This is a genomic window from Nonomuraea sp. NPDC052116 (genome assembly GCF_040680035.1).
Taxonomy (GTDB): domain Bacteria; phylum Actinomycetota; class Actinomycetes; order Streptosporangiales; family Streptosporangiaceae; genus Nonomuraea; species Nonomuraea angiospora_A.
In genome coordinates this window covers 17,519-37,622 of sequence record NZ_JBFAWA010000038.1, presented here as the reverse complement: position 1 = coordinate 37,622, position 20,104 = coordinate 17,519, and the positions used below count along the sequence as shown (strand labels likewise).

At 72.9% G+C, this 20,104-nt stretch carries 20 protein-coding genes; 12 read left to right on the top strand and 8 right to left on the bottom strand.

The annotated features are described in order from the left end of the window. Nucleotide 1 precedes the first annotated feature (1 nt). The 3 genes from AB0L65_RS49295 to AB0L65_RS49285 all read left to right on the top strand — a co-directional run bounded on the left by AB0L65_RS49295 (nt 2) and on the right by AB0L65_RS49285 (nt 2,325). Nucleotides 2–991, top strand: a complete 990-nt coding sequence (locus tag AB0L65_RS49295; RefSeq protein ID WP_364261478.1) for a D-ribose ABC transporter substrate-binding protein — start codon at nt 2–4, stop codon at nt 989–991. 72 nt (nt 992–1,063) lie between these two features. Beyond that, a complete protein-coding gene (locus AB0L65_RS49290) occupies nt 1,064–2,038 on the top strand; it encodes a sugar-binding transcriptional regulator (RefSeq protein WP_350726117.1) in 975 nt (324 codons plus the stop codon). A gap of 32 nt (nt 2,039–2,070) precedes the next feature. Continuing rightward, complete coding sequence (locus AB0L65_RS49285) at nt 2,071–2,325, top strand: cell division protein CrgA (RefSeq protein ID WP_363970384.1); 255 nt, start codon at nt 2,071–2,073, stop codon at nt 2,323–2,325. Here the strand turns inward: AB0L65_RS49285 and AB0L65_RS49280 are convergent. Further along, the gene (locus tag AB0L65_RS49280) at nt 2,322–5,045 is read right to left on the bottom strand and encodes an AAA family ATPase (protein ID WP_364261476.1); all 2,724 of its coding nucleotides are present in this window, start codon (nt 5,043–5,045) and stop codon (nt 2,322–2,324) included. The two genes, AB0L65_RS49285 and AB0L65_RS49280, sit on opposite strands and share 4 nt — an antisense overlap. Nucleotides 5,046–5,166: 121 nt before the next feature. Here AB0L65_RS49280 and AB0L65_RS49275 point away from each other — a divergent pair, with 121 nt between their 5' ends. Together AB0L65_RS49275 and AB0L65_RS49270 are read left to right on the top strand one after the other, a co-directional pair. Continuing rightward, nucleotides 5,167–5,634 (top strand): SAM-dependent methyltransferase, encoded by a 468-nt coding sequence (locus AB0L65_RS49275; protein ID WP_364261475.1) that lies wholly within the window; start codon nt 5,167–5,169, stop codon nt 5,632–5,634. 19 nt (nt 5,635–5,653) lie between these two features. Next, entirely contained in the window at nt 5,654–6,820 is a 1,167-nt protein-coding gene (locus tag AB0L65_RS49270; RefSeq protein ID WP_364261472.1) for an FAD-dependent monooxygenase, read from the top strand. A gap of 8 nt (nt 6,821–6,828) precedes the next feature. Here AB0L65_RS49270 and AB0L65_RS49265 read toward each other — a convergent pair whose 3' ends face one another. The 3 genes from AB0L65_RS49265 to AB0L65_RS49255 form a co-directional block, all read right to left on the bottom strand. Beyond that, entirely contained in the window at nt 6,829–7,197 is a 369-nt protein-coding gene (locus AB0L65_RS49265) for a DoxX family protein (RefSeq protein WP_364261470.1), read from the bottom strand. Between the two features lie 85 nt (nt 7,198–7,282). Next, nucleotides 7,283–8,140 carry a hypothetical protein gene (locus tag AB0L65_RS49260; protein WP_364261467.1) on the bottom strand — a complete coding sequence of 286 codons (858 nt, stop codon included), beginning with the start codon at nt 8,138–8,140 and terminating at the stop codon, nt 7,283–7,285. A 23-nt stretch (nt 8,141–8,163) separates the two neighbouring features. After that, the gene (locus AB0L65_RS49255) at nt 8,164–8,685 is read right to left on the bottom strand and encodes a SigE family RNA polymerase sigma factor (RefSeq protein ID WP_364261464.1); all 522 of its coding nucleotides are present in this window, start codon (nt 8,683–8,685) and stop codon (nt 8,164–8,166) included. A 194-nt stretch (nt 8,686–8,879) separates the two neighbouring features. Between AB0L65_RS49255 and trpB the strand changes: the two genes are divergently transcribed. The 4 genes from trpB (at nt 8,880) to AB0L65_RS49235 (ending at nt 12,618) form a co-directional block, all read left to right on the top strand. Further along, on the top strand, nt 8,880–10,073 hold the full coding sequence (gene trpB / locus AB0L65_RS49250; RefSeq protein ID WP_364261461.1) for a tryptophan synthase subunit beta: 1,194 nt from the start codon (nt 8,880–8,882) through the stop codon (nt 10,071–10,073). Then, a complete protein-coding gene (trpA, locus tag AB0L65_RS49245) occupies nt 10,070–10,906 on the top strand; it encodes a tryptophan synthase subunit alpha (RefSeq protein ID WP_364261458.1) in 837 nt (278 codons plus the stop codon). Before trpB ends, trpA begins: the two co-directional genes overlap by 4 nt. Then, on the top strand, nt 10,864–11,619 hold the full coding sequence (locus AB0L65_RS49240; RefSeq protein ID WP_355197769.1) for a GntR family transcriptional regulator: 756 nt from the start codon (nt 10,864–10,866) through the stop codon (nt 11,617–11,619). The genes trpA and AB0L65_RS49240 overlap by 43 nt, the downstream gene beginning before the upstream one ends. A gap of 141 nt (nt 11,620–11,760) precedes the next feature. Then, entirely contained in the window at nt 11,761–12,618 is an 858-nt protein-coding gene (locus tag AB0L65_RS49235) for a hypothetical protein (RefSeq protein ID WP_364261455.1), read from the top strand. A 9-nt stretch (nt 12,619–12,627) separates the two neighbouring features. On the opposite strand, the gene AB0L65_RS49230 is transcribed toward AB0L65_RS49235, so the two are convergent. Together AB0L65_RS49230 and AB0L65_RS49225 are read right to left on the bottom strand one after the other, a co-directional pair. Next, complete coding sequence (locus tag AB0L65_RS49230) at nt 12,628–14,007, bottom strand: aminotransferase class V-fold PLP-dependent enzyme (RefSeq protein ID WP_364261452.1); 1,380 nt, start codon at nt 14,005–14,007, stop codon at nt 12,628–12,630. Nucleotides 14,008–14,049: 42 nt separating this feature from the next. Continuing rightward, the gene (locus tag AB0L65_RS49225; protein WP_364261449.1) at nt 14,050–14,868 is read right to left on the bottom strand and encodes an AraC family transcriptional regulator; all 819 of its coding nucleotides are present in this window, start codon (nt 14,866–14,868) and stop codon (nt 14,050–14,052) included. Nucleotides 14,869–14,955: 87 nt separating this feature from the next. On the opposite strand from AB0L65_RS49225, the gene AB0L65_RS49220 reads away from it, so the two are divergent. Beyond that, the gene (locus tag AB0L65_RS49220) at nt 14,956–16,212 is read left to right on the top strand and encodes an alpha/beta hydrolase (protein ID WP_364261446.1); all 1,257 of its coding nucleotides are present in this window, start codon (nt 14,956–14,958) and stop codon (nt 16,210–16,212) included. Here the strand turns inward: AB0L65_RS49220 and AB0L65_RS49215 are convergent. Both AB0L65_RS49215 and AB0L65_RS49210 read right to left on the bottom strand, forming a co-directional pair. Next, entirely contained in the window at nt 16,186–17,106 is a 921-nt protein-coding gene (locus AB0L65_RS49215) for a slipin family protein (RefSeq protein ID WP_364261443.1), read from the bottom strand. The two genes, AB0L65_RS49220 and AB0L65_RS49215, sit on opposite strands and share 27 nt — an antisense overlap. Nucleotides 17,107–17,122: 16 nt before the next feature. Beyond that, complete coding sequence (locus tag AB0L65_RS49210) at nt 17,123–18,115, bottom strand: LacI family DNA-binding transcriptional regulator (protein ID WP_364261440.1); 993 nt, start codon at nt 18,113–18,115, stop codon at nt 17,123–17,125. A gap of 74 nt (nt 18,116–18,189) precedes the next feature. Between AB0L65_RS49210 and AB0L65_RS49205 the strand changes: the two genes are divergently transcribed. Further along, nucleotides 18,190–19,128: a nucleoside hydrolase gene (locus AB0L65_RS49205; RefSeq protein ID WP_364261437.1), complete on the top strand. Its 939-nt coding sequence runs from the start codon at nt 18,190–18,192 to the stop codon at nt 19,126–19,128. Beyond that, complete coding sequence (gene add, locus AB0L65_RS49200) at nt 19,125–20,039, top strand: adenosine deaminase (protein ID WP_364261434.1); 915 nt, start codon at nt 19,125–19,127, stop codon at nt 20,037–20,039. Before AB0L65_RS49205 ends, add begins: the two co-directional genes overlap by 4 nt. The last annotated feature ends 65 nt before the right edge of the window (nt 20,040–20,104 follow it).

The following is a 20,104-nucleotide window of genomic DNA, read 5'->3' as shown; positions in this document are numbered from 1 at the left end:
CATGCCCCCCACCCGCATCGTCACTTTGGCCCTGTCCGTCCTTCTCGGCTGCACCACGCTGGCCGCCTGCGGTAGCGCGGAACAACCCGCCACCAGCGCGTCCGCGAGCAGCGGCGCCGCGGCCGCCGGCGGCCTGATCGCGATCATCACCCCGTCGCACGACAACCCGTTCTTCAAGGCCGAGGCGGAGGCGGCCAAGGCGCAGGCCGAGAAGCTCGGCTACCAGACGTCCGTGGCCTCCCACGACGACGACCCCAACAAGCAGAGCGAGCTGATCGACGCCGCCATCTCCCGCCAGGCCAAGGCGATCATCCTGGACAACGCGGGAGCCGACGCCTCCATCGGGCCGGTCCGCAAGGCCGCGCAGGGCGGCATCCCGGTCTTCCTGATCGACCGGGAGATCAACGCCACCGGCGTCGCCAAGGCCCAGATCGTCTCCAACAACTCCCAGGGCGCCCAGCTGGTCGCGCAGTCGTTCGTGGAGGCCATGAAGAGCAAGGGCAACTACGTCGAGCTGGTCGGCAAGGAGTCCGACACCAACGCCAGCGTCCGCTCCAAGGGCTTCGCCGACGTGATCTCCCAGTACCCGGACATGAAGCCGGTGGCCAAGGAGAGCGCCAACTGGGACCAGCAGGAGGCGTTCACCAAGATGGAGACCATCATCCAGAAGAGCCGCGACATCCAGGGCGTCATCGCCGGCAACGACACCATGGCCCTGGGCGCGGTCGCGGCGCTGAAGGCCGCTGGACTGCTGAAGAAGGTCGTGGTCGTCGGCTTCGACGGCAGCCCCGACGCCATCGCCGCCATCAAGGCGGGCGAGATGCACGCCACCGGGCTGCAGCCCGCCGCGCTCGGCGCCACCAGCGCCGTGGACCAGGCCGACCAGTTCATCAAGACCGGCAAGACGGGCAAGGACGAGAAGCAGTCCATCGACTGCGAGCTCGTCACGGCCGACAACGCCGACGAGTTCGGGGTGTTCGCCAGGAAGTGACCCCGCCGGGGTCTCCGTCACGGTGGTTCGGACAATAGGCTTCATTCAGGAGTGAATAGAAAGGAGTACGCGGTGGTCCAGAACGCGGAACGCAGGCGCGACACGACCAAGGATCACCTGCGCCTCCTGGCCCGGGTCGCGCGCATGTACCACGAGCAGAACATGCGCCAGCCCGAGATCGCCGCCACGCTCAACATCTCCCAGCCCCGCGTGTCCCGCCTGCTCAAGGAGGCGGTCACGCGGGGCATGGTCCGCACGGTGGTCACGCTCCCCGAAGGGGTGCACACCGAGCTGGAGGAGGAGCTGCAGCGGCGCTACGGGCTGCGCGACGCCGTGGTCGTGGACGTCGAGGACTACCAGGACGACGTGATCCCGCCGCTGGCCTCGGCGGCCGCGGCATACCTCGGCGTCACCTTCACCGGCGGCGACGTGATCGGCATCTCGTCCTGGAGCGAGACCCTGCTCGCCACGGTCGAACGCCTGCCGCAGAAGAACTCCCAGGTCGCCGACCGCGTCATCCAGCTGGTCGGCGGGGTCGGCAGCCCCGAGGCGCAGGTGCACGCCACCCGGCTGGTCGCCCGCCTGGCCAACCTCACCTACGCCCGGCCGATCTTCGTGCCCCTGCCCGGCGTGGTCGCGACCACCGCGATCCGCGACGCGCTGCTGGAGGACCCCAGCGTGAAGGACGTGCAGGCGCAGTGGCACGACCTGACCGTCGTGCTGGTCGGCATCGGCAGCCTGGAGCCCTCGCCCCTGCTGCTCAGCAGCGGCAACGCGGTCAGCCAGGCCGACCAGGAGGAGCTGCGCGGGCTCGGCGCCGTCGGCGACGTCTGCCTGCACTTCTTCGACACGACCGGCAAACCCGTCGACTCGGGCTTCGACCAGCGCGTCATCGGCATCGACGCGCCGACCTTCCGCGCCGTCGAACGCCGGGTCGGGGTCGCGGGCGGCATGCGCAAGCTCTCCGCGATCAAGGCCGCGATCGAGGGCGGCTGGGTCAACGTCCTCATCACCGACCTGACGATCGCCCGCCTGCTCTGCTCCTGATCGCGTTACGCTGGATCCACCGAACAGGGGTGATGCCGGTGTCCGATCTTCAAGCCCGTGTAGCGCCGACCAATCGCTTGGCCCGCCGCCTGGCCGCGGCAATGGGCGTGTCCTGGTTCGTCGGCGTCGCGTGGATCGTCCTGTACTACGTGGACCCCACTCTCCCGGTCCTGTCGGACCTGGGTAACTGGAACCTGCTGGCCGGGTTCGGCCTCTTCATGCTGGGCGCGGCGTTCGCCCTGGCCCTGCTGGTGACGGTGATCGTACGGTCGGGGCGCCGGCCCTAGGCGGGACGGCCCAGGTCGAGGTCCGCCAGGTCGGCGCGCGAGGAGATCCCCAGCTTCGGGTACGCCTTGTACAGGTGGAATCCCACCGTCCGCGGGCTGAGGAAGAGCTGGGCGCCGATCTGCCGGTTCGTGGCGCCCGTCGCGGCGAGCCGGACGACCTGCAGCTCCTGAGGGGTCAGCGCGTCGAGCGGTTTCGCCGCCACGCCGAGCTCCGGCAGGTCGGCGCGGGCGCCGGTCGCGGCCAGCTCCGTACGGGCCCGTTCGGCCCAGGGTGCGGCGCCCAGCGCGGCGAAGCGGCCCATCGCCGAGCGCAGCTGCGCCCCGGCGTCGGAGCGCCGGCGGGCCCGCCGCAGCCATTCGCCGTACAGCAGCTCCGTCCTGGCGTGCTCGAACACCCGCCCGCCCCGGGCGTGCCACTCGAGCGCCGCGCTGTAGTGGGCCTCGGCCTCGCCGCGCGGGGCGAGGAGAGCGCGGCAGCGATGCGCGACGGCGGCGGCGCCCGGCCGTCCGCTGGCCGCCGCCCAGGCGTCGAACCGGGCGAACGCCTCCGACGCCCGGCCCGGGTCGCCCAGCCGGGCGCAGGCCTCGACGTGGTCGGCCATGGCGAAGGTGACGATCACGGTGTGACCGAGCGGGCCGTCGAGGATCCGCGCCATCCGCTCGGCCGCCGCCTCGTAACGGGCTCGTACCAGGTCGAGCAGGATCAGCGCGCAACCGCCCCAGCCCGATCCGTGGCGTTCCCGCGCGGCGCCGTCGGCTTGGCCGGCGAGCCGTACGCACGTGTCGTCCTCACCCTCGACGGCGGCGAGCCACGCCAGGATGCCGTGCAGATGCCGCAGCCGCCCCGCCTGCCCTGTGTCGTGGGCGATCCGCCAGGCCTCGGCGCCCGACTCCGCCGCCTCCGCGTGCCTTCCCCGCAGGAGCTGCGCCTGGGTGAGGAGCTGCAGAGCATGCGGCAGCGCGCCGATCAGGCCCTGCTCCCTGCAGGCGGCCACGCGGGCCGCGGCCAGCTCGCAGGCCGCCTCGTCGTCGCCGGTCATCAACGCGCCGAACACCGCGTACGTGCCGGCGACCGGGTCCGTGGCGGCGCGCGGCGAGACGGCGGCGCGCATGAGCGGCAGCCCCGCGGCCGGGTCGCCAGCGGCCACCCGCTCCATGCCGCGCACCGTTCCGGCCACGGGGTCGTCGCCGGGCACGACGGATTCCAGCAGCTCCGCGGCCCGCCCGAGCGCGGCGTGGTCACCGGCGAACCAGGCCTCGGCGGCGGCGGTCGCGAGCAGGGACGCGGCGTCGGCCGGCGCGGTGCGGGCGATGCCGGCGGCCGCGTCGATCAGCGCCGCCGGCGTCGGGCTGCCGTGCTCGGAGTCGACCGCGGCCCGCACGGCGACCAGCCGGGCCAGCACCACGGGGTCCCCGGTCAGCCGCCGGCCCCGGTCGGCCGCGGCGCCGGCGCGGGCCAGCTGCCCGGCCCCCATCGCCGACTCGGCGGCGGCGGCCAGCCGGCGGGCCCGCCGGCCCTGATCGACGGTCAGCTGCGCCGCCCGCTCGTACGCGGTCGCCGCCGACGCGTGGCTGCCCCGCTGCCGGGCCCGCTCTCCGGCCGCCGCCAGCACGTCCGAGATCTCCTCGTCGGGACCGACGGCGGCGGCGGACAGGTGCCAGGCCCTGCGGTCGGCGTGCTCGTCGCCGTGGAGGGCGTCCGCCAGCGCGCGATGGGCGGCCACCCGCCGGGCGAGCGGCGCCTCGTGGTACGCCGCGGTCTTGACCAGGGGATGGCGGAAGCGCAGCCGGCCGTCGGAGATCTGCACCAGGTGGTGGCGCTCGCCCGGCTCCAGGTCGGGCAGCCCGGCCCCGAAGCCCTCCGCGGCCCGCAGGACCAGCTCAAGGCTGCCCGAGCCCTCGGCCGCGGCGACCAGGAGCAGCAGCTGCGTGGCTTCGGGGAGCCGCCGGATGGCGGCGCGCAACGACTGTTCGAGCCGTCCGGGCAGGGGGAGCCTGGGCGCCTGCAGGGGCAGCGGAGCCAGCCGGCCCGCCCGCTGCTCGGGGACGAGGGCCGCGGCGAACTCCAGGAGCGCGAGCGGGTTGCCCTCGGCCTCCTCGATCACCCGGTCCCGCGCCTCGGGCACCAGATCGGCGGCCGACCCGGCGAGCAGCCGCTCGCAGTCCGCCCGGCCGAGACCGGCGAGCCGCAGCTCCGGGACACCCTGCACGGGCGGCTGCGCACCGTCGTCACGGGCGGCCAGGATCATGGTGATCCGCTCGGCCCCCAGCCTGCGCGCCGCGAACACCAGCGCGTCCGCCGACGCGCGGTCCAGCCACTGCACGTCGTCGATCAGGCACAGCAGGGGCCGTTCCTCGGCGAGCTCGGCGAGCAGGGTCAGCACCGCGAGCCCGACGAGGAAGCGGTCCTGGGCCCCGCCCTGGGTCTCGCCGAACGCGCCGAGCAGGGCGGCCCGCTGCGCCTCGGGAAGCCCCGCGACGAGGTGCCGGGCCGGCCGCAGCAGCAGGTGCAGGGCGGCGAAGGGCAGCTCGGCCTCGGCCTCCACGCCGGTGATCCGCAGCACCAGCACGTCGTCGCCCGCCGCCCGCGCGGCCTCCGCCAGCAGCGCCGACTTGCCGATCCCGGCCTCTCCGTACACGACGACGGCATTGCCCCGGCCGGTCCCGGACTCGGCGATCAGCCCGCTGATGAGGGCGATCTCGGCATTTCGCCCGATCATGATGCCCCGACCTTACCTAAGCGGCCTCCGCCGCCCGCGAGCAACCCGGTCATCGTGACTTATTCACCCGCGAGCCCCGGCCCGTACGGTCGTGAGCGGAAACCCGACATTGGAGGAAGCCGTGGAGCACGCCGTCACCCTGCAACCGGTGGGCACCGTCGTGGGCGGGCGCACCGAGGCGTACGACGACGACTGGAACACCGAGGAAGCGCTGATCCGCCTCGACGGGACGCGCTTCCGGCCGGACTCCCTGGCGGGGCTGGACGCGTTCTCGCACCTGGAGGTGGTGTTCCTCTTCCACCTGGTGGACCCGGAGTCGGTGCACACCGCGGCCCGCCGGCCGAGGGGCAATCCGGACTGGCCGCCGGTGGGCATCTTCGCGCAGCGGGCCAAGAACCGGCCGAACAGGCTGGGGGTCTCCCGCTGCCGCCTGCTCGCCGTGGACGGCCTCGACGTGCGCGTACGCGGTCTGGACGCCATCGACGGCAGCCCGGTCCTCGATCTCAAGCCCTACATGGCGGAGTTCGGGCCGCAGGGCGAGACCGTACAGCCGGCCTGGGCGACCGAACTGATGCGCAACTACTACTGAGACAAGGGGATCTGGCGGTATGAACGCACAACTTCCGGCCGGCACGGACGTCCTGATCGTCGGCGCGGGCCCGGCCGGCCTGGCCCTGGCCACCTCGCTGGCCCGGCAGGGCGTGGACGCCGTCCTGGTGGACAAGGCGGCGAGCGGCGCCAACACCTCGCGGGCCGCGGTCGTGCACGCCCGCACCCTGGAGGTGCTGCGGGCGATCGACGTCAGCGACGAGCTGGTGTCGAGGGGGGTCACCGTGCCCCGCTTCACCGTACGCGACCGCGACCGGGTCCTGCTGACCGTGGCCTTCGACAAGCTGCCGACCGACTTCCCGTACACGCTGCTGGTGCCCCAGGACATCACCGAGCAGGTGCTGCTGGACCGGCTCCGGGCCGCGGGCGGCGCCGTCCACCGCCCGTATGAGGTCACGGCCGTCGAGCAGACCGACACCGGGGTCACCGCCACGACGTCCGACGGCCGCCGGATCCGCGCCTCGTACGCCGTCGGCGCCGACGGCATGCACAGCACGGTACGCGAGCAGGCCGGGATCGCGTTCACGGGCGACACCTACGCCCAGTCGTTCGTGCTGGCCGACGTCCGCCTCGACTGGGCGGGCCCCACCGACGAGGTCGCTCTCTACTTCGCCCCCGAAGGCGTGACCGTCGTCGCGCCGCTGCCGGGCGGCCGCCACCGGATCGTCGCGACGGTCGAGGAGGCTCCGGAGCGTCCCGGCGTCGCCGACATCCAGTCGCTCCTCGACACCCGCGGGCCGCGTACCCAGCCGGCCACGGTCACGGACCTCGTCTGGAGCTCGCGGTTCCGCGTCCACCACCGCCTGGCCGAGCGCTACCGGACGGGCCGGATCTTCCTGGCCGGCGACGCGGCCCACGTCCACAGCCCGGCCGGCGGCCAGGGCATGAACACCGGCATCCAGGACGCCCTCTCCCTGGCCGGGAAGCTCACCGCCGTGCTGCGCGACGGCGCTCCCGAGACGATCCTGGACACGTACGGGACCGAGCGCCGTCCCGTCGCCGAGGACGTGGTCGCCTTCACCCACCGGATGACGAGGATCGCGACGGTCGGCAACGGCCCGCTGCGCTCCCTGCGCAACACGGCCCTGCGCGCGCTGGACTGGGTCCCCGCGGTCCACCACGCGATGGCGATGAACCTGTCCGAGCTGGCCACGGCAGACTCGTAGCCGCCTGTTCACCTCAGGAGGTCCAGCGCCAGCGTGGCCGCCGCCAGCCCGAGAAACCCGATCGCCAGGAAGAACGTCGGCGAGAAGTCGCTGACGCGCAGGTGGGTGTAGAGGGCGCAGACGAAGTAGAGGATGAGCCCGGCCGCGGCGGCCGTGCCGACCAGCGGCACGCCGAGGAGACCGAGCGCCAGCCCGAGCGCGCCCGCGACCTTGAGCACGCCGATCGGGAAGACCAGCCAGGACTCGGGCACTCCCGCCGTCTTCAGGGCGGGGCCGAGCGTCCGCATGATCGGTTCGAGCCGGGTGATGGCGGCGAAGCCCGAGAACGTGTTGGCGGCGATGGTCACGAGGGCGGTGACGACATAGGCGGTGGTCAAGAGAGCTCCCTGGAAAGCGATGTTCGCTTCCTGAGAGCTCTCCATGCCGATGAGTGTGACATCGACAGGCCCCGTGTGTGGCCGGTCAGGACGTCTTGGCGGTGGGCTCGCCGACCTTGTCACCGGATTCCTGCCGCGCCCTGCCGGTCGGCTTCCCGGTCGGCTTGCCGAACTTGTCGGCGGGCGGCTGCCGTACCTGGTCGGTGGGCGGAGCGGTGACCGAGACGGGGGTGCCGAAGTCGCTGAAGTCCATGACGTTCCGGTTGCCGGAATCGCCGAAGGCGACTTCCAGGTGCCGGATCCGGCCCTGGTCGTCCACGTCCACGGTGCCCGTGGCCGCCTCCGCCGTGCCCGCCTTCACGTCGGCGCCGCCCCCGGCCTCCAGCGAGAACGCGAACCGCTGCCCGGCCCAGCCCTGCCCGGAGGCTGTGCCGGCCTCGCGGACGTCAGTGGCCGTACGGAGCCGCTCCAGCGCCGAATGAGGGTCGATGGGAGCGAGCTTGACCAGGGCGATGACCGGCGGCGCGCCCGCCAGCTCGGTGTCCGGGCGCGGCGAGACCAGCCACGTCGCGGCGTCGCTCTCCCGGACGTACATCAGGTCGCCGACGAACCGGGTTTCGGCCCCGTCCTGCCTCGTGATGACGCCCATCCGCCGGACGGGGTCGATGGCGCCGTCGAACTCCTTGGCATCGGACGTGACATGGATGCGGTAGCTCTCCTGGCCGGTGTTCTCGACCGCGGCGATCACCTGGGCCTGCGCCGACGACTGGGTCGCGGGCAGCACCACCGCGACCGCGGCCACCGCGGCGGCGACGGCCAGCGCGGCGACCGGGACCAGGACCCTGGCCAGCCGGCGCCTCGGCATCGCCGGCATGAGGTCGATGCCCGGCGGCCGGTCCTCGGTCGCTTTGATGAGCAGCGTGCGGAGTTCGTGTTCGTTCATGGACGGCTCCTCGTGTCGGTGTCTCACCGGATCCCACTCCCTTCGTCCTCGGTTCGGTTGACCAGCGTGTCGGGAGAGATCAGCCGCCGCATCGCCTGCAGGCCGCGATGCGTGTGGGTCTTGACCGTCCCCGGTGAGCAGCCCATCAGATCGGCGACCTCGGCTTCCGGCAGGTCGGCGAAGAACCGCAGCACCAAGGCCGTCCGCTGCCTGGCAGGCAGTCGCGCCAGCGCCTTCCGTACGTCCTCGGCCACGGCCCGGGTGTCCCCCACGTCACCGGGACCGGGCAACTCGGGCAACTCGGCGCGCGGGATCTCGCGCCGCCACCGGGCACGCCACCAGGATCGGTACGTGTTGACCAGGATCCGGCGCAGGTAGGCGTCGGGGTCGCTGCTGGTGTCCAGCCGATGCCACACGCGATACAGCTTGCCCAGGCAGGACTGGACCAGATCCTCAGCCGTGTGCCAGTCGCCGGTGAGCAGGACCGCCGTTCTCAGATGATGGTCTCCCCGGTGCCGCACGAAACTCACGAATTCCGCATCCACCCGCGCTCCTCTCGTCGGTCGTGCCACCTCCTGACACTCCCTGAGGCTCACGTCCGGTTGACCGGAGAGCACCGCAAATATCCCCGCCCGGCCGCGAGTCACGCTCGCGTCGGGGACCGGGGCGGCGTGGCGCTTCCACGGCATTTGTGCCACAGTTATAGAACAGTCGAAAGAGTTCTAGACGGGTGAGGCACATGACGACAGGAGTCCTGGCGACGCGGCCAGGTGTGATGGAGGATCCCGGGGAGCGGGGCAGGTTCGGGGAGTACGGCGGGCTCTACGTGCCGGAGTCGCTGGTCGCGGCCTGCCGGGAGGTGGAGGCGGCCTTCCGGGAGGCCCGGACCGACCCGGCGTTCCGCGAGAGCCTCGCGGAGTCGCTGGCCCTGCACGTGGGGCGGCCCACGCCGCTGACCCCGGCGCGGCGGCTGTCGGCGGAGCTGGGCGTGACCCTGCTGCTCAAGCGAGAGGATCTCGCCCACACCGGGTCCCACAAGATCAATAACGTGCTGGGCCAGGCCCTGCTCGCGCTCCGGATGGGCCGTGAGCGGCTGATCGCCGAGACCGGCGCGGGGCAGCACGGCGTGGCCGTCGCGACCGCCGCCGCGGTGCTGGGGCTGCCGGCGACCGTGTTCATGGGGGAACGGGACGTCGAGCGGCAGGAGCTGAACGTGTTCCGGATGCGCATGCTGGGCACCGAGGTCGTACCGGTCGGCACCGGCAGCCGTACCCTCAAGGACGCCACCAGCGAGGCCATGCGCCACTGGGTGGCGGCGACCGAGGAGGCGTACTACTGCGTCGGCTCGGTCATCGGGCCCAACCCGTACCCGTGGATGGTGCGCGAGTTCCAGCGGGTCATCGGCGACGAGGCGCGCGGGCAGTGCGCCGGGGCGCTCCCGGCCGCCGTGCCCGACTACGTCGTGGCCTGCGTGGGAGGCGGCTCCAATGCGGCGGGCACGTTCGCCGGGTTCGTCGACACCACCGCCCGGCTGGTCGGGGTGGAGGCGGAGGGCGGCGCCGGGGCGGCCAGGGGCAGCCTCGGCGTGCTGCACGGCTTCCGCTCGCTGTTCCTCCAGGACGACCACGGGCAGATCACCGAGGCGCACTCCATCGCCGCCGGCCTCGACTACCCGGGGGTCGGGCCGGAGCACGCCCACCTGCGCGACCTCGGCCGGGCGCGCTATGTCACGGTCTCCGACGAGGAGGTGGTGGACGCGGCGGTGCGGCTGGCCCGTACCGAGGGCATCGTGCCCGCGCTGGAGTCGGCGCACGCGGTCGCGTGGGTGATCCGCGCGGCGCGTACGGGCGAGCTGCCGCCGGGTGCGACGGTCCTGCTCACCCTGTCCGGCAGGGGCGACAAGGACATCTCAACCCTGAAGGAGCTGGTATGAGCACCGGCCTGCTCGAAAGCCCGCTGCGCGCCCGGCGCGACGGCGGCCACAAGCTGCTCATGCCGTACGTGACCGGCGGCATCGCCCCCGGCTGGACCGGCTACCTGCGGGCGTTCGCCGCCGCCGGCGCGGACGCGATCGAGCTCGGCCTGCCGTTCTCCGACCCGACGCTCGACGGCGCCACCATCCAGGAGGCGTCGGACGCGGCGCTGGCCCGGGGCGCGACGGCCCACGGCATCCTGGCCGAGGTCGCCGAGCTGCGCCTGGACGTGCCGCTGGTCGCCAGCACCTACTACAACCTGGTGCTGCGCGACGGGCCCGCGGAGTTCTGCCGGGCGCTGCGCCGGGCGGGGATCGCCGGGCTCATCGTGCCCGACCTGCCGCTGGACGAGGCCGACGAGCTGGCGGACGCGGCCGCCGCCACCGGCGTCGACCTGGTCCTGCTCGCCTCCCCCGCGACGCCGCGGCGGCGGCTGGACGAGATCGCGCGCCGCAGCCGGGGCTTCGTCTACGCCGTCTCGGTGATGGGCACCACCGGCGAGCGGGCCGCGCTCGCCGAGCCCGCCGCGGCCCTCACCGAACGGATCAAGCAGGGCAGCGACCGGCCGGTCTTGCTAGGATTTGGCATTTCCACGCCGGAACAGGCTGTGGAAGCCACCCGGCGCGCCGACGGTGTCGTCATCGGTGCCGCGATCATGCGCCGGATCCTCGACGGGGCCGCGCCGGACGACGTCGGCGCCTACCTGACGGGCCTGCGGCGGGCCCTCGACCAGGAGCGTGACGAGACACGATGGCCCGCGACGCCGGACACGAGGCGAGGTACCGCGCCATAGCCGCCGACCTCGCCGCGAAGATCCGGTCGGGACATTACGCCCCCGGCGCGGCGCTGCCGCCCCAACGCGAGCTGAGCGCCTCGTACGGGGTCACGCTGATGACGCTCCGCCAGGCGCTCCGGCAGCTCAGCGACGAAGGGCTGATCGTGCAGCAGGCCGGCCGGGGCACGTTCGTGTCCCCGCCGCACCTGGCCTACCAGCTGGGCTCCCTGCAGAGCCTCGCCGACGACCTCAGGAAGCAGGGCCACGAGGTACGCACGGTCGTGCTCGGGCGTTCCCTGCGCCGGGTCCCGGCCGGGGTCGCCACGCAGCTGCGCACCGCTCCCGGCGAGAGCGCGCTGCGGCTGGAACGGGTGCGCGAGTTCGCCGGCCGCCCCGCGATCCACCAGGTCTCGTGGATCCGGCGGCCGGCGGCCGAGCAGATCCGCGACCGCGACTTCACCGCCGTCTCCCTCTACGGCGCTCTCGCCGACTGCGGCGTGGCGGTGGCGCGCGCCTCGGAGAAGATCAGGCCCGGCCGGCTCGACCCGGCCGTCGCGGCGCACCTCGGGGAGCCGCCCGGCAGCCCGGTCTTCCTCAGCGAGCGGATCACGTACGCGCTCGACGCCACCGCGCTGGTCGCCGACCACGCCACCATCCTGGGCAGCATGATGGAGATCCGCACAGAACGGGCCGCCACCGGCCTCTCCCTCACCTGGGGCCCGAGCACCTGACCTCCACGCGCAAGGCCGTCCAGGTAGATCTTGGTCAATGTTTTCGAGCTACGTCGGCCCAGGTCAGCGTGTCAGTAACCAGGGAAGACCGATCGGCTGCGATGTTGGCGCTCCAGGTCTCACCCGGTGATGGAGCGCAAAATGATCAATCTCGGCTTCGTCGGGCCCAGCCGTCCCGCCAACGACTACAAGCTCACCGATGTGGTCGACGGTGACACCCCGAAGATCGAAATGTCGGTCCGCATGGTGTCCATCGACACCCCGGAAACCCACTTCGGGGGCACCCCGGCCACCGCCCAGGCCGCGCTCGAGCGCACCAAGGCCCGGCTGCAGGACGGCACGTACGACGCCATCCCCGAGCACCTACGCGAATACCTCGTCTCGCGCATCACCCCGAACGCCGCGGACCACCACATGACCGCCGGCCAGCTGGCGGCCGAGGCGCACAAGACCATGGTGAAGACCCGCCTGACCCGCCCGGACGGCACCCAGCGCAAGCTGGCCGTCGTCGCCACCGGCGAGCTCGTCGAGAACCACGGCCGCCTGCTGGCCTACACCGCGCCCTGGTTCGCCGGCGGGACGTCGGACCCGATGCCGCCCCGCGACGACCCGCAGCGCCGCACCTTCAACCTCGACCTGCTGTCCCTCGGGTGGGCCGCCAGCTTCCTCATCTACCCCTCCATCCCGCCGTCGTTCGACCTGAACCTGATGCTCGACGAGGCCGAGGTGGCCTGGCAGCAGAAGCGCGGCGCGTGGCAGCAGTTCGGCCCGGAGCTGCTGCTGGGTTACGAGTACCGGGCCTGCGTCAAGCTCGGCACCAAGGACCTGAAGAACCCCGCGGAGGCCGTCGCGAACGCCTACGAGCGCGTCTGCGTGGACCTGCGCACCCTGACCGAGGTCGGCCTGTTCGGCTACCACCAGGTCCCGCCGCCGAACCGGCTGTGGATCTGGAAGAAGGACCTGGAGCAGGCCCGCAAGGACCTGCCCATCAAGCACTAGACCCGGCGCTCACGCCGCCGTGCCGATGATGCCCAGGGCCTCCTCGACGCGGTCGGCGTGGGTGCGGAAGCTGAGCACGCACAGGCGCAGGAAGAACCGCCCGTCGACGGTGGTGCTGCTCAGGTACACGCGCCGGGTGTCGTTGACGTCCGCCAGGAGCCGCCGGTTGCGCTCGTCGGTGCCGCGCAGCCGGAAGAGCACGACCGTCAGGTCCGGCCGCCACGGCACCTCGAAGCGCGGGTCCTGGGCCAGCCGGCGGTGGACGTGGCCGGCGAGGTCGAGTTTCTCGTCCAGCTCCCGCTCGAAGGCGCCCACGCCGTGCAGGTGCAGCGGCAGCCACAGCCGCAGGCCGCGGAACTCCCTGGTCAGCTCCACCCCGAGATGCCCGTAGTCGGGCAGGCCGTCCAGCGCCCGCAGGTCCTGAAGGTACCGGCCGTCGGCCGCGTGGGCGGCGTGGAGCACGGCCGGGTCGCGTACCAGCAGCAGGCCGGTGCCGTACGGGAGGAAGAGGCTCTTGTGCGGGTCCAGCACGATCGAGTCGGCGGCCTCGATCCCGGCGAGCCGGGTCCGGCCGCGTTCGGTGAGCTGGAAGCCGCCGCCGTAGGCGGCGTCCACGTGGAACCAGAGCCCTTCGCGGCGGGCCAGTTCGCCCAGCTCGGGCAGGAGGTCGACGGTGCCGGAGCTGGTGGTTCCGGCGGTGGCGACCAGCAGGAACGGGTGCAGTCCCGCCGCGCGGTCGCCGGCGATCATCCTGGCCGCCGCCGCGACGTCCATGCGCAGGTCCGCGGTGGCGGGCACGACGCGGATCCGCTCCGGCGGCAGGCCCGCGATGCGGGCGGCCTTGGCGACGCAGTAGTGCGTGTGCTCGGTCACGTACAACGTGCCGTCGCCGGGGCGGCCGTGCCGGGCGGCGAGCAGCGCCGACAACGTGGCCGGCGAGCCGCCCGTCGTGACCAGCCCGCCCGCGCCCGCGGGCAGGCCGAAGCGGTCGCAGAACCAGGTCAGCACCCCGTGCTCCATGGCGACCAGGGCGGGTGACATCTGGGCCACGCCGGTGAAGCGGTTGGCGGCCTGGGCGAGCAGCTCCGCCAGCGCCGCGGTGACCAGCCCGCCCGCCGGGAAGTAGGCCAGGTAGCCGGGCCCCGCCGTGTTCACGCCTTGCCCGGCCGCCTGACGGAACGTCTCCAGGAGCGCGCCGAAGTCGCCGGGGCCGTCGGCAGGCGGCCTGAGCAGCTCGGCGGCCGGCCGGTCCGCCTGCCCGTAGTCGCTCGCGGGCGCCGAGTCCAGCTCGGCGACCCAGTCGGCCAGGAAGTCCACCGCCTGGCGGCCCAGCCGGGCGACGGCGGATCGGTCGAGTTCGAGGGGAAGAGCACTTTCGTCGGTCGTCACGCGAGGCACCGTAGACCGGTGACGGAGGTCAAGGATTGGACGTTATTGCACCCCGCGCTGGTAGGCGCGGGGCGGGACGCCGACGAGGCTCCGGAAGTGCCGCGAAAGGTGCGACTGGTCGCAGAACCCCACCGCCACCGCGGCCTCGGCCGGCGGCATGCCCTGTCGCAGCAGCTCACGGGCCTTCGCGACGCGTAGCTGGGTCACGTACGCGTGCGGCGGCATGCCGTACGCGCGCCGGAACGAGCGCAACAGCGCGAACGGCGTGACCCCGGCCGCGGCGGCCAGCTCGTTCAGGCCGGGCGGGTCCGGCATGGTCGCGTGCAGCAGGTCGCGGATCCGGGCCATGCTCCTCCGCCCGGCCGAGCGGGCCGGGCGCCTCGGGAGTCGCGTGCCGTACGCGCCGAGCACGAGGGTCAGCAGTGCGTGCAGCTGGGAGTCGGCGGCCAGCGACGGGCCGGACTCCGCCGCGCGATGGGCCGCCGTCACCCGCCGGGCCACCCGTACGTCGGACACCACCCTCCGGTCGAACGACGGGATCCCGGCGGGCAGGCCGAGCTCGTCCGCGACCTCCCGCACCTGCTCGACACTCGGATACAGCACCCGGTACGTCCACCCGTCGGCGGTCGGGGGCTCGCCGGTGTGGACGACGCCGGGCTCGATCAGCACGACGTCGTCCGCGACCGCGTACTCGACGCCGTCGGCGAAACGGATCTCCTCCAGGCCCGCCTCCAGCGTCCCGATCGCGTACGTCTCATGGCTGTGCCGGGCGAACCGGCGCCGGACGAAACGCGCCCGCATCAGGTCGAGGCCGCCGAGGCCGCGATAACGCCAATAACTGGCGAACTCCGCAGATGCCATGGCGTCCTCCCCGTTTGGTCCAGAGTAGGCATTTTCCTACGATCTCATCCTGTGCTACCTTTCGCATAAATCGAGAAAGGTTGAGACGTGATAGCAGCCGACCCGGCGGCGACCGCCACGACGGTCGTCGAGATGGCCCGCGAGGGACGCTTCACGGAGATCGAGGGCCTGTTCGCGGGGCCGCTGCGGGCGCAGGTGTCCGCCGAGGCGCTGCGGGCCGTCTGGACCGCCGAGGTCGGGCCCGTCTCCGCCGTCGGGGAGCCGGCCTGCGAGCCGATCCGGGCCGGGCTGGTCCGGGTGAGCGTTCCGGTGACGTGCGAGCGCGGAGGGCTCGCGGTCGTCATGTCGGTGGACGACGCCGGCCTGCTGAACGGCCTGCGCCTCGCGCCCCTGGACGCCGCGGTGTGGGAGCCGCCGGCCTACGCCCGCCCGGAGCGGTTCGAGGAGCACGAGGTCACCGTCGGCTCCGGCCCGCTGGCCGTGCCAGGGACGCTGAGCCTGCCGCGCGGTCCAGGCCCGTGGCCCGGCGTGGTGCTGCTCAGCGGCGGCGGGCCGTTCGACCGCGACGCCACCAGCGGGCCGAACAAGCCGCTCAAGGATCTGGCCTGGGGCCTGGCGAGCCGGGGCGTGGCGGTGCTGCGCTACGACAAGGTGACCCACGTCCACGCCGACCGACTGGCCGGCGACTTCACGATGGCCGACGAGTACGTCCCGCACACGGTCGCCGCCGTCCACCTGCTCCGGCGGCGACCGGAGGTGGACCCCGCCCGGGTCTTCGTCCTCGGCCACAGCATGGGCGGCAAGGCGGCCCCGCGGATCGCCGCCGCCGAGCCGTCGGTGGCCGGTCTGGTGATCATGGCCGGTGACGCCCAGCCGATGCACGAGGCGGCCGTACGCGTCGCCCGCTACCTCGCCTCGGTGAGCCCCGACTGGCAGGCGGCGGTCGAGATGATCACCCGGCAGGCCGCCACGGTCGCCGGCCCGGACCTGTCACCCGCCACGCCGGCCGAGGACCTGCCGTTCGGCTTCTCCGGCTCGTACTGGCTGGACATGCGCGGCTACGACCCCGTGGCGACCGCGGCGGCGCTGGACAGGCCGATGCTCATCCTCCAGGGCGGCCGCGACTACCAGGTGACCGTCGTCGACGACCTGGCGCGGTGGCGGGCCGGGCTCGCGCACCGGCCGGACGTCACGTTCCGCGTCCACGACGCCGGCAACCACCTGTTCTTCCCCGGCGCGGGCCCCTCGACCCCGGCGGAGTACGAGCCGCCGCAGCACGTCGATCCGGCCGTGGTCGCGGACATCGCCGAGTGGCTCTCACCGGGTCAGCGGGAGATCACCTGACTTCTGTCCGGTCTCAAGGGCCGGGTCGCTCTCGCTCCGCTGCGCGGGCAGCTCGGGAACGCCCTCCTCCTCCGCGAGCGCGGGCCGCTCGGGCCGCACCCGTTCGGAGCCGACCGTGGCGGGCTCGGCCGGTGCGGCGTTCTGCGTCGCCCGTTCGAAGAAGCGCAGCAGCTCGACCGGCAGCGGCATGATCAGCGTGGAGTTCTTCTCCGCGGCGACCTCCACCACGGTCTGCAGCAGGCGCAGCTGCAGCGCGCCCGGCGTCTGGGCCATGATGCCCGAGGCGTCGGCCAGCTTGCTCGCGGCCTGCAGCTCGCCGTCGGCGACGATCACCCTGGAGCGCCGCTCGCGCTCCGCCTCGGCCTGGCGGGCGATCGACCGCTTCATGGCCTCGGGCAGCTGCACGTCCTTGATCTCCACCCGGTCGATGTGGATGCCCCAGCCGAGCGCCGGACTGTCGATCATGAGCGCGAGGCCCCTGTTCAGCTCCTCGCGGTTGGTCAGCAGGTCGTCCAGCTCGCTCTTGCCGATGATGGACCGCAGCGAGGTCTGCGCTACCTGCTCGACGGCGAACAGGTAGTTCTGCACCTCGATCGCGGCCCGCATCGGGTCCTGCACCCGGAAGTAGGCGACGGCGTCGACCCGTACGGAGATGTTGTCCCTGGTGATGCCCTCCTGCGTGGGGATCGGCATCGTGACGATCTGGACGTTGACCTTCCGCATGCGGTCGACCCCGGGGATCAGGAACCTCAGGCCCGGGTCGCGGATCTGCTGTTGTGCCCGGCCGAAGCGGAAGACGATGCCGCGTTCGACCTGGTTGACGACTCTCACCCCGGCGACCATCACCAAGAAGAGGAAGAAGGCGATGACTCCGAGCACGATGTTGATGTCCATGGACCTATCCCTTCTCTTACGAGAGTAGGTCCAGATCTCCTCCTCCGCAGCCGCAGCTGCGCCGCGGGATCAGGGCGGCGCGAGTGGCGAGCGGGGCGGCCGCCTCGTCGAACAGCAGGGCGACGGCCTGCTCGGCCATCGCCTGGAGCGGCTGCTCGGTCACCGTGAGCGCCGGAGCGGTGTGGGCGCTCTCCGGGGTCCCGTCGAGGCTGATCACGGCCAGCCGGTCGGGGACGGCCAGACCGCGGGCCCAGGCGCCGGACAGGACCCCGATGGCCTGCTCGTCCGTGGCGGTGACCAGGGCATGCGGCAGGGTGCCCGCGTCGGCGAGGTGGCGGGTCAGGGCGTCCGCGGCGGCCCGCGAGTAGTCGCTGCGCAAAAGCTCGGCGCCGGGGACGGCCGCGTGCCAGGCCGCCCGCCGCACGCCCACGGGCCCCTCGTCGTCGGGGCCGGTCAGGAAGGCGATGTGCCGGTGCCCGTGCCCACGCAGGTGCGCGACCGCCTCCCGTACCGCATCTTGGTTGTCGGCCGCCGCCACGGGCGCGCCCGGAGGCCCGTTGTGGACGTAGACGGCCGGTACGCCGGCCGCCTCGGCCACCTCGGCCACGTCGCCCACGGAGTCGGCCGAGACGATCACCAGGCCGTCGACCTGGGCGGCCAGGAAACGTTCGACGAGATGCCGCTGGCGCTGCGCCGAGTAGCCGGCGTTGCCGATCAGCGTGAGCAGGTCGCGGCGCTCGAGCGCCCGCTCGACGTGCCTGGCCAGGGCCCCGAAGTAGGGGTTGGACGCGTCGGCCAGCACCAGCCCGGCCACGCCCGTGGTGCGCGAGCGCAGCGCGCGGGCGATGCGGTTGGGCCGGTAGCCGAGCTCGGCCGCCGCGGCCAGGACCCGCTCGCGGGTGGCGGCGGCCACAGGACGGGGCCCGTTGTTCATCACATAGCTGACGACCGCCGTCGAGGTCCCCGCTCGGCGGGCCACGTCGGCCAGAGTGCTCGGACGTTTCCTCATGGCGGTTTACATTCTCGCATCTAATCGATTAGATATGCACTTGGCGGTTCTAAACGATTAGACAAGAGGTGACCGTGCTGCCCTTGATCGTCGACACCGACACCGGCTCGGATGACGCCGTGGCGCTGCTGCTGGCCGCCGCCAGCGGCCTGGCCGACGTACATGCGGTGACGACGGTGGCGGGCAACGTGCCCCTGGCGACCGCCACCCGCAACGCGCTCATCTCCCTGGAGACGGCCGGCCACCCGGACATCCCCGTCCACGAGGGCTGCGAGAGCCCCATGACCCGCGCCATGTCCACCGCCCAGCACGTGCACGGCCAGGACGGGATGGGCGACCTGGACCTCCCCGACCCCCAGTGGGTCGCCGAGCCGGAGCACGCCGTGGACATCCTGCTGACCGCCCCCCGCCACCTCCCCGACGAGCTGACGCTGGTCACTCTGGGTCCGCTCACCAACCTCGCCGCCGCCCTGCTCCGCGACCGCGACCTGCTCTCCCGGTACCGGCACGTGTACTGCATGGCCGGCGCCGCGGACCTCTGGGGCAACGTCTCGGCCACCGCCGAGTTCAACGTGTGGGCCGACCCCGAGGCCGCCCGCGTGGTGCTCCAGGCCGCCACGCCGGACCGGGTGACCTGGATCGGCTGGGACGTCTCGCGCCGGGACGCCGTGATGACCCCGGCGGACCAGCTCCGGCTGGAACGGATCGGCACCCCCATGGCCACCTTCGCCCACCGCGTCAACCGCACGGTCGCCGAGTGGGCCCGCGACGTCACCGGCCTGTCCGGCTACGACCTGCCCGACCCCGTCGCCATGGCCGTGGCACTCCGGCCCGAGCTGGCCGTCGAGCGGGAACAGGCGCACGTGGACGTCGCGCTCGGCGACGAGACCCGCGGCCAGCTCATCATCGACCGCCGCCGCTCGGCCCCCGCCCCGAACCTGACACTGGTGCGGCGGGTCGACGAGACCGCTTTCAAGCAACTGCTCTTCGACACCTGTGAGGGACCGCGATGAACCAGCGTTACGAGTTGCACTGCCACCTCGACGGATCGGTACGCCCGAGCACGATCGCCGATCTCGCGCGCCGCCAGGGCATCACCCTGGAAGCCCCCGTCGAGCAGCTGGTGACGGCGCCCGCCGGGTGCGGCAGCCTGGGCCGGTTCCTGACGTACATCGAGGTGCCCCTCCAGGTGCTGCAGACGCCCGACGCGCTGAGCAGGGCCGCCCGCGAGCTGGTGGAGGACTGGAGCGCGGACGGCGTGGTCTACGGCGAGGCGCGCTTCGCGCCGCAGCAGCACGGCCGCCAGGGCATGACCATCGACGAGGCGGTCGAGGCCGTCGCCGAGGGCCTGGCGGCGGGCGAGGCGGCGACGGGAGTGCGTACCGGGCTGCTGCTGTGCTGCCTGCGACACCAGACGCCGGAGCAGAGCCTGGCCGTCGCCGAGACGGCGCTGCGGCACCGCGACAAGGTGGCCGGGCTCGACCTGGCCGGCGACGAGCGGCTGTACGCGGCCACGCCGCACCGGGCCGCGTTCGACCTCGCCCACGCGGCCGGTCTCCCCTGCACGGTGCACGCCGGCGAGGCGGCGGGCCCCGGGAGCATGTGGGAGGCGATCGACGTGCTCGGCGCCCGCCGGATCGGGCACGGCGTCCGCTGCACCGGCGACTCCGCACTGCTCGAACGGCTGCGCCGCGACCGGATCGCCCTGGACATGTGCCCGATCAGCAACGTGCTGACCGGCGCCGTCCCCGACATGTCGGAGCACCCCGCGATCCCGCTCCTGGAGTACGGGCTGGCGGTCACGATCAGCACCGACGCGCGTACCACCGCCGGGACCACGCTGGAGCGGGAGTTCGCCGGGTGGACGGCCGAGCAGGAGAAGCTGGCCCAGGCGAACGCGGCGGAGGCGGCCTTTCGGAACTGAAAGTTTCACCGGGTCTTGACAGTCTCTGTTGCGAACCTCAACACTCTATGCCGCTCCAAAATATG

What these genes read in the sequence shown, in the direction of transcription:
- AB0L65_RS49295 (WP_364261478.1), top strand. Translation starts at nt 2, where the DNA reads ATGCCCCCCACCCGCATCGTCACTTTGGCCCTGTCCGTCCTTCTCGGC.
- AB0L65_RS49285 (WP_363970384.1), top strand. Translation starts at nt 2,071, where the DNA reads ATGCCGGTGTCCGATCTTCAAGCCCGTGTAGCGCCGACCAATCGCTTG.
- AB0L65_RS49280 (WP_364261476.1), bottom strand. Translation starts at nt 5,045, where the DNA reads ATGATCGGGCGAAATGCCGAGATCGCCCTCATCAGCGGGCTGATCGCC.
- AB0L65_RS49270 (WP_364261472.1), top strand. Translation starts at nt 5,654, where the DNA reads ATGAACGCACAACTTCCGGCCGGCACGGACGTCCTGATCGTCGGCGCG.
- AB0L65_RS49260 (WP_364261467.1), bottom strand. Translation starts at nt 8,140, where the DNA reads ATGAACGAACACGAACTCCGCACGCTGCTCATCAAAGCGACCGAGGAC.
- trpB (WP_364261461.1), top strand. Translation starts at nt 8,880, where the DNA reads ATGACGACAGGAGTCCTGGCGACGCGGCCAGGTGTGATGGAGGATCCC.
- trpA (WP_364261458.1), top strand. Translation starts at nt 10,070, where the DNA reads ATGAGCACCGGCCTGCTCGAAAGCCCGCTGCGCGCCCGGCGCGACGGC.
- AB0L65_RS49240 (WP_355197769.1), top strand. Translation starts at nt 10,864, where the DNA reads ATGGCCCGCGACGCCGGACACGAGGCGAGGTACCGCGCCATAGCCGCC.
- AB0L65_RS49235 (WP_364261455.1), top strand. Translation starts at nt 11,761, where the DNA reads ATGATCAATCTCGGCTTCGTCGGGCCCAGCCGTCCCGCCAACGACTAC.
- AB0L65_RS49225 (WP_364261449.1), bottom strand. Translation starts at nt 14,868, where the DNA reads ATGGCATCTGCGGAGTTCGCCAGTTATTGGCGTTATCGCGGCCTCGGC.
- AB0L65_RS49215 (WP_364261443.1), bottom strand. Translation starts at nt 17,106, where the DNA reads ATGGACATCAACATCGTGCTCGGAGTCATCGCCTTCTTCCTCTTCTTG.
- AB0L65_RS49210 (WP_364261440.1), bottom strand. Translation starts at nt 18,115, where the DNA reads ATGAGGAAACGTCCGAGCACTCTGGCCGACGTGGCCCGCCGAGCGGGG.
- add (WP_364261434.1), top strand. Translation starts at nt 19,125, where the DNA reads ATGAACCAGCGTTACGAGTTGCACTGCCACCTCGACGGATCGGTACGC.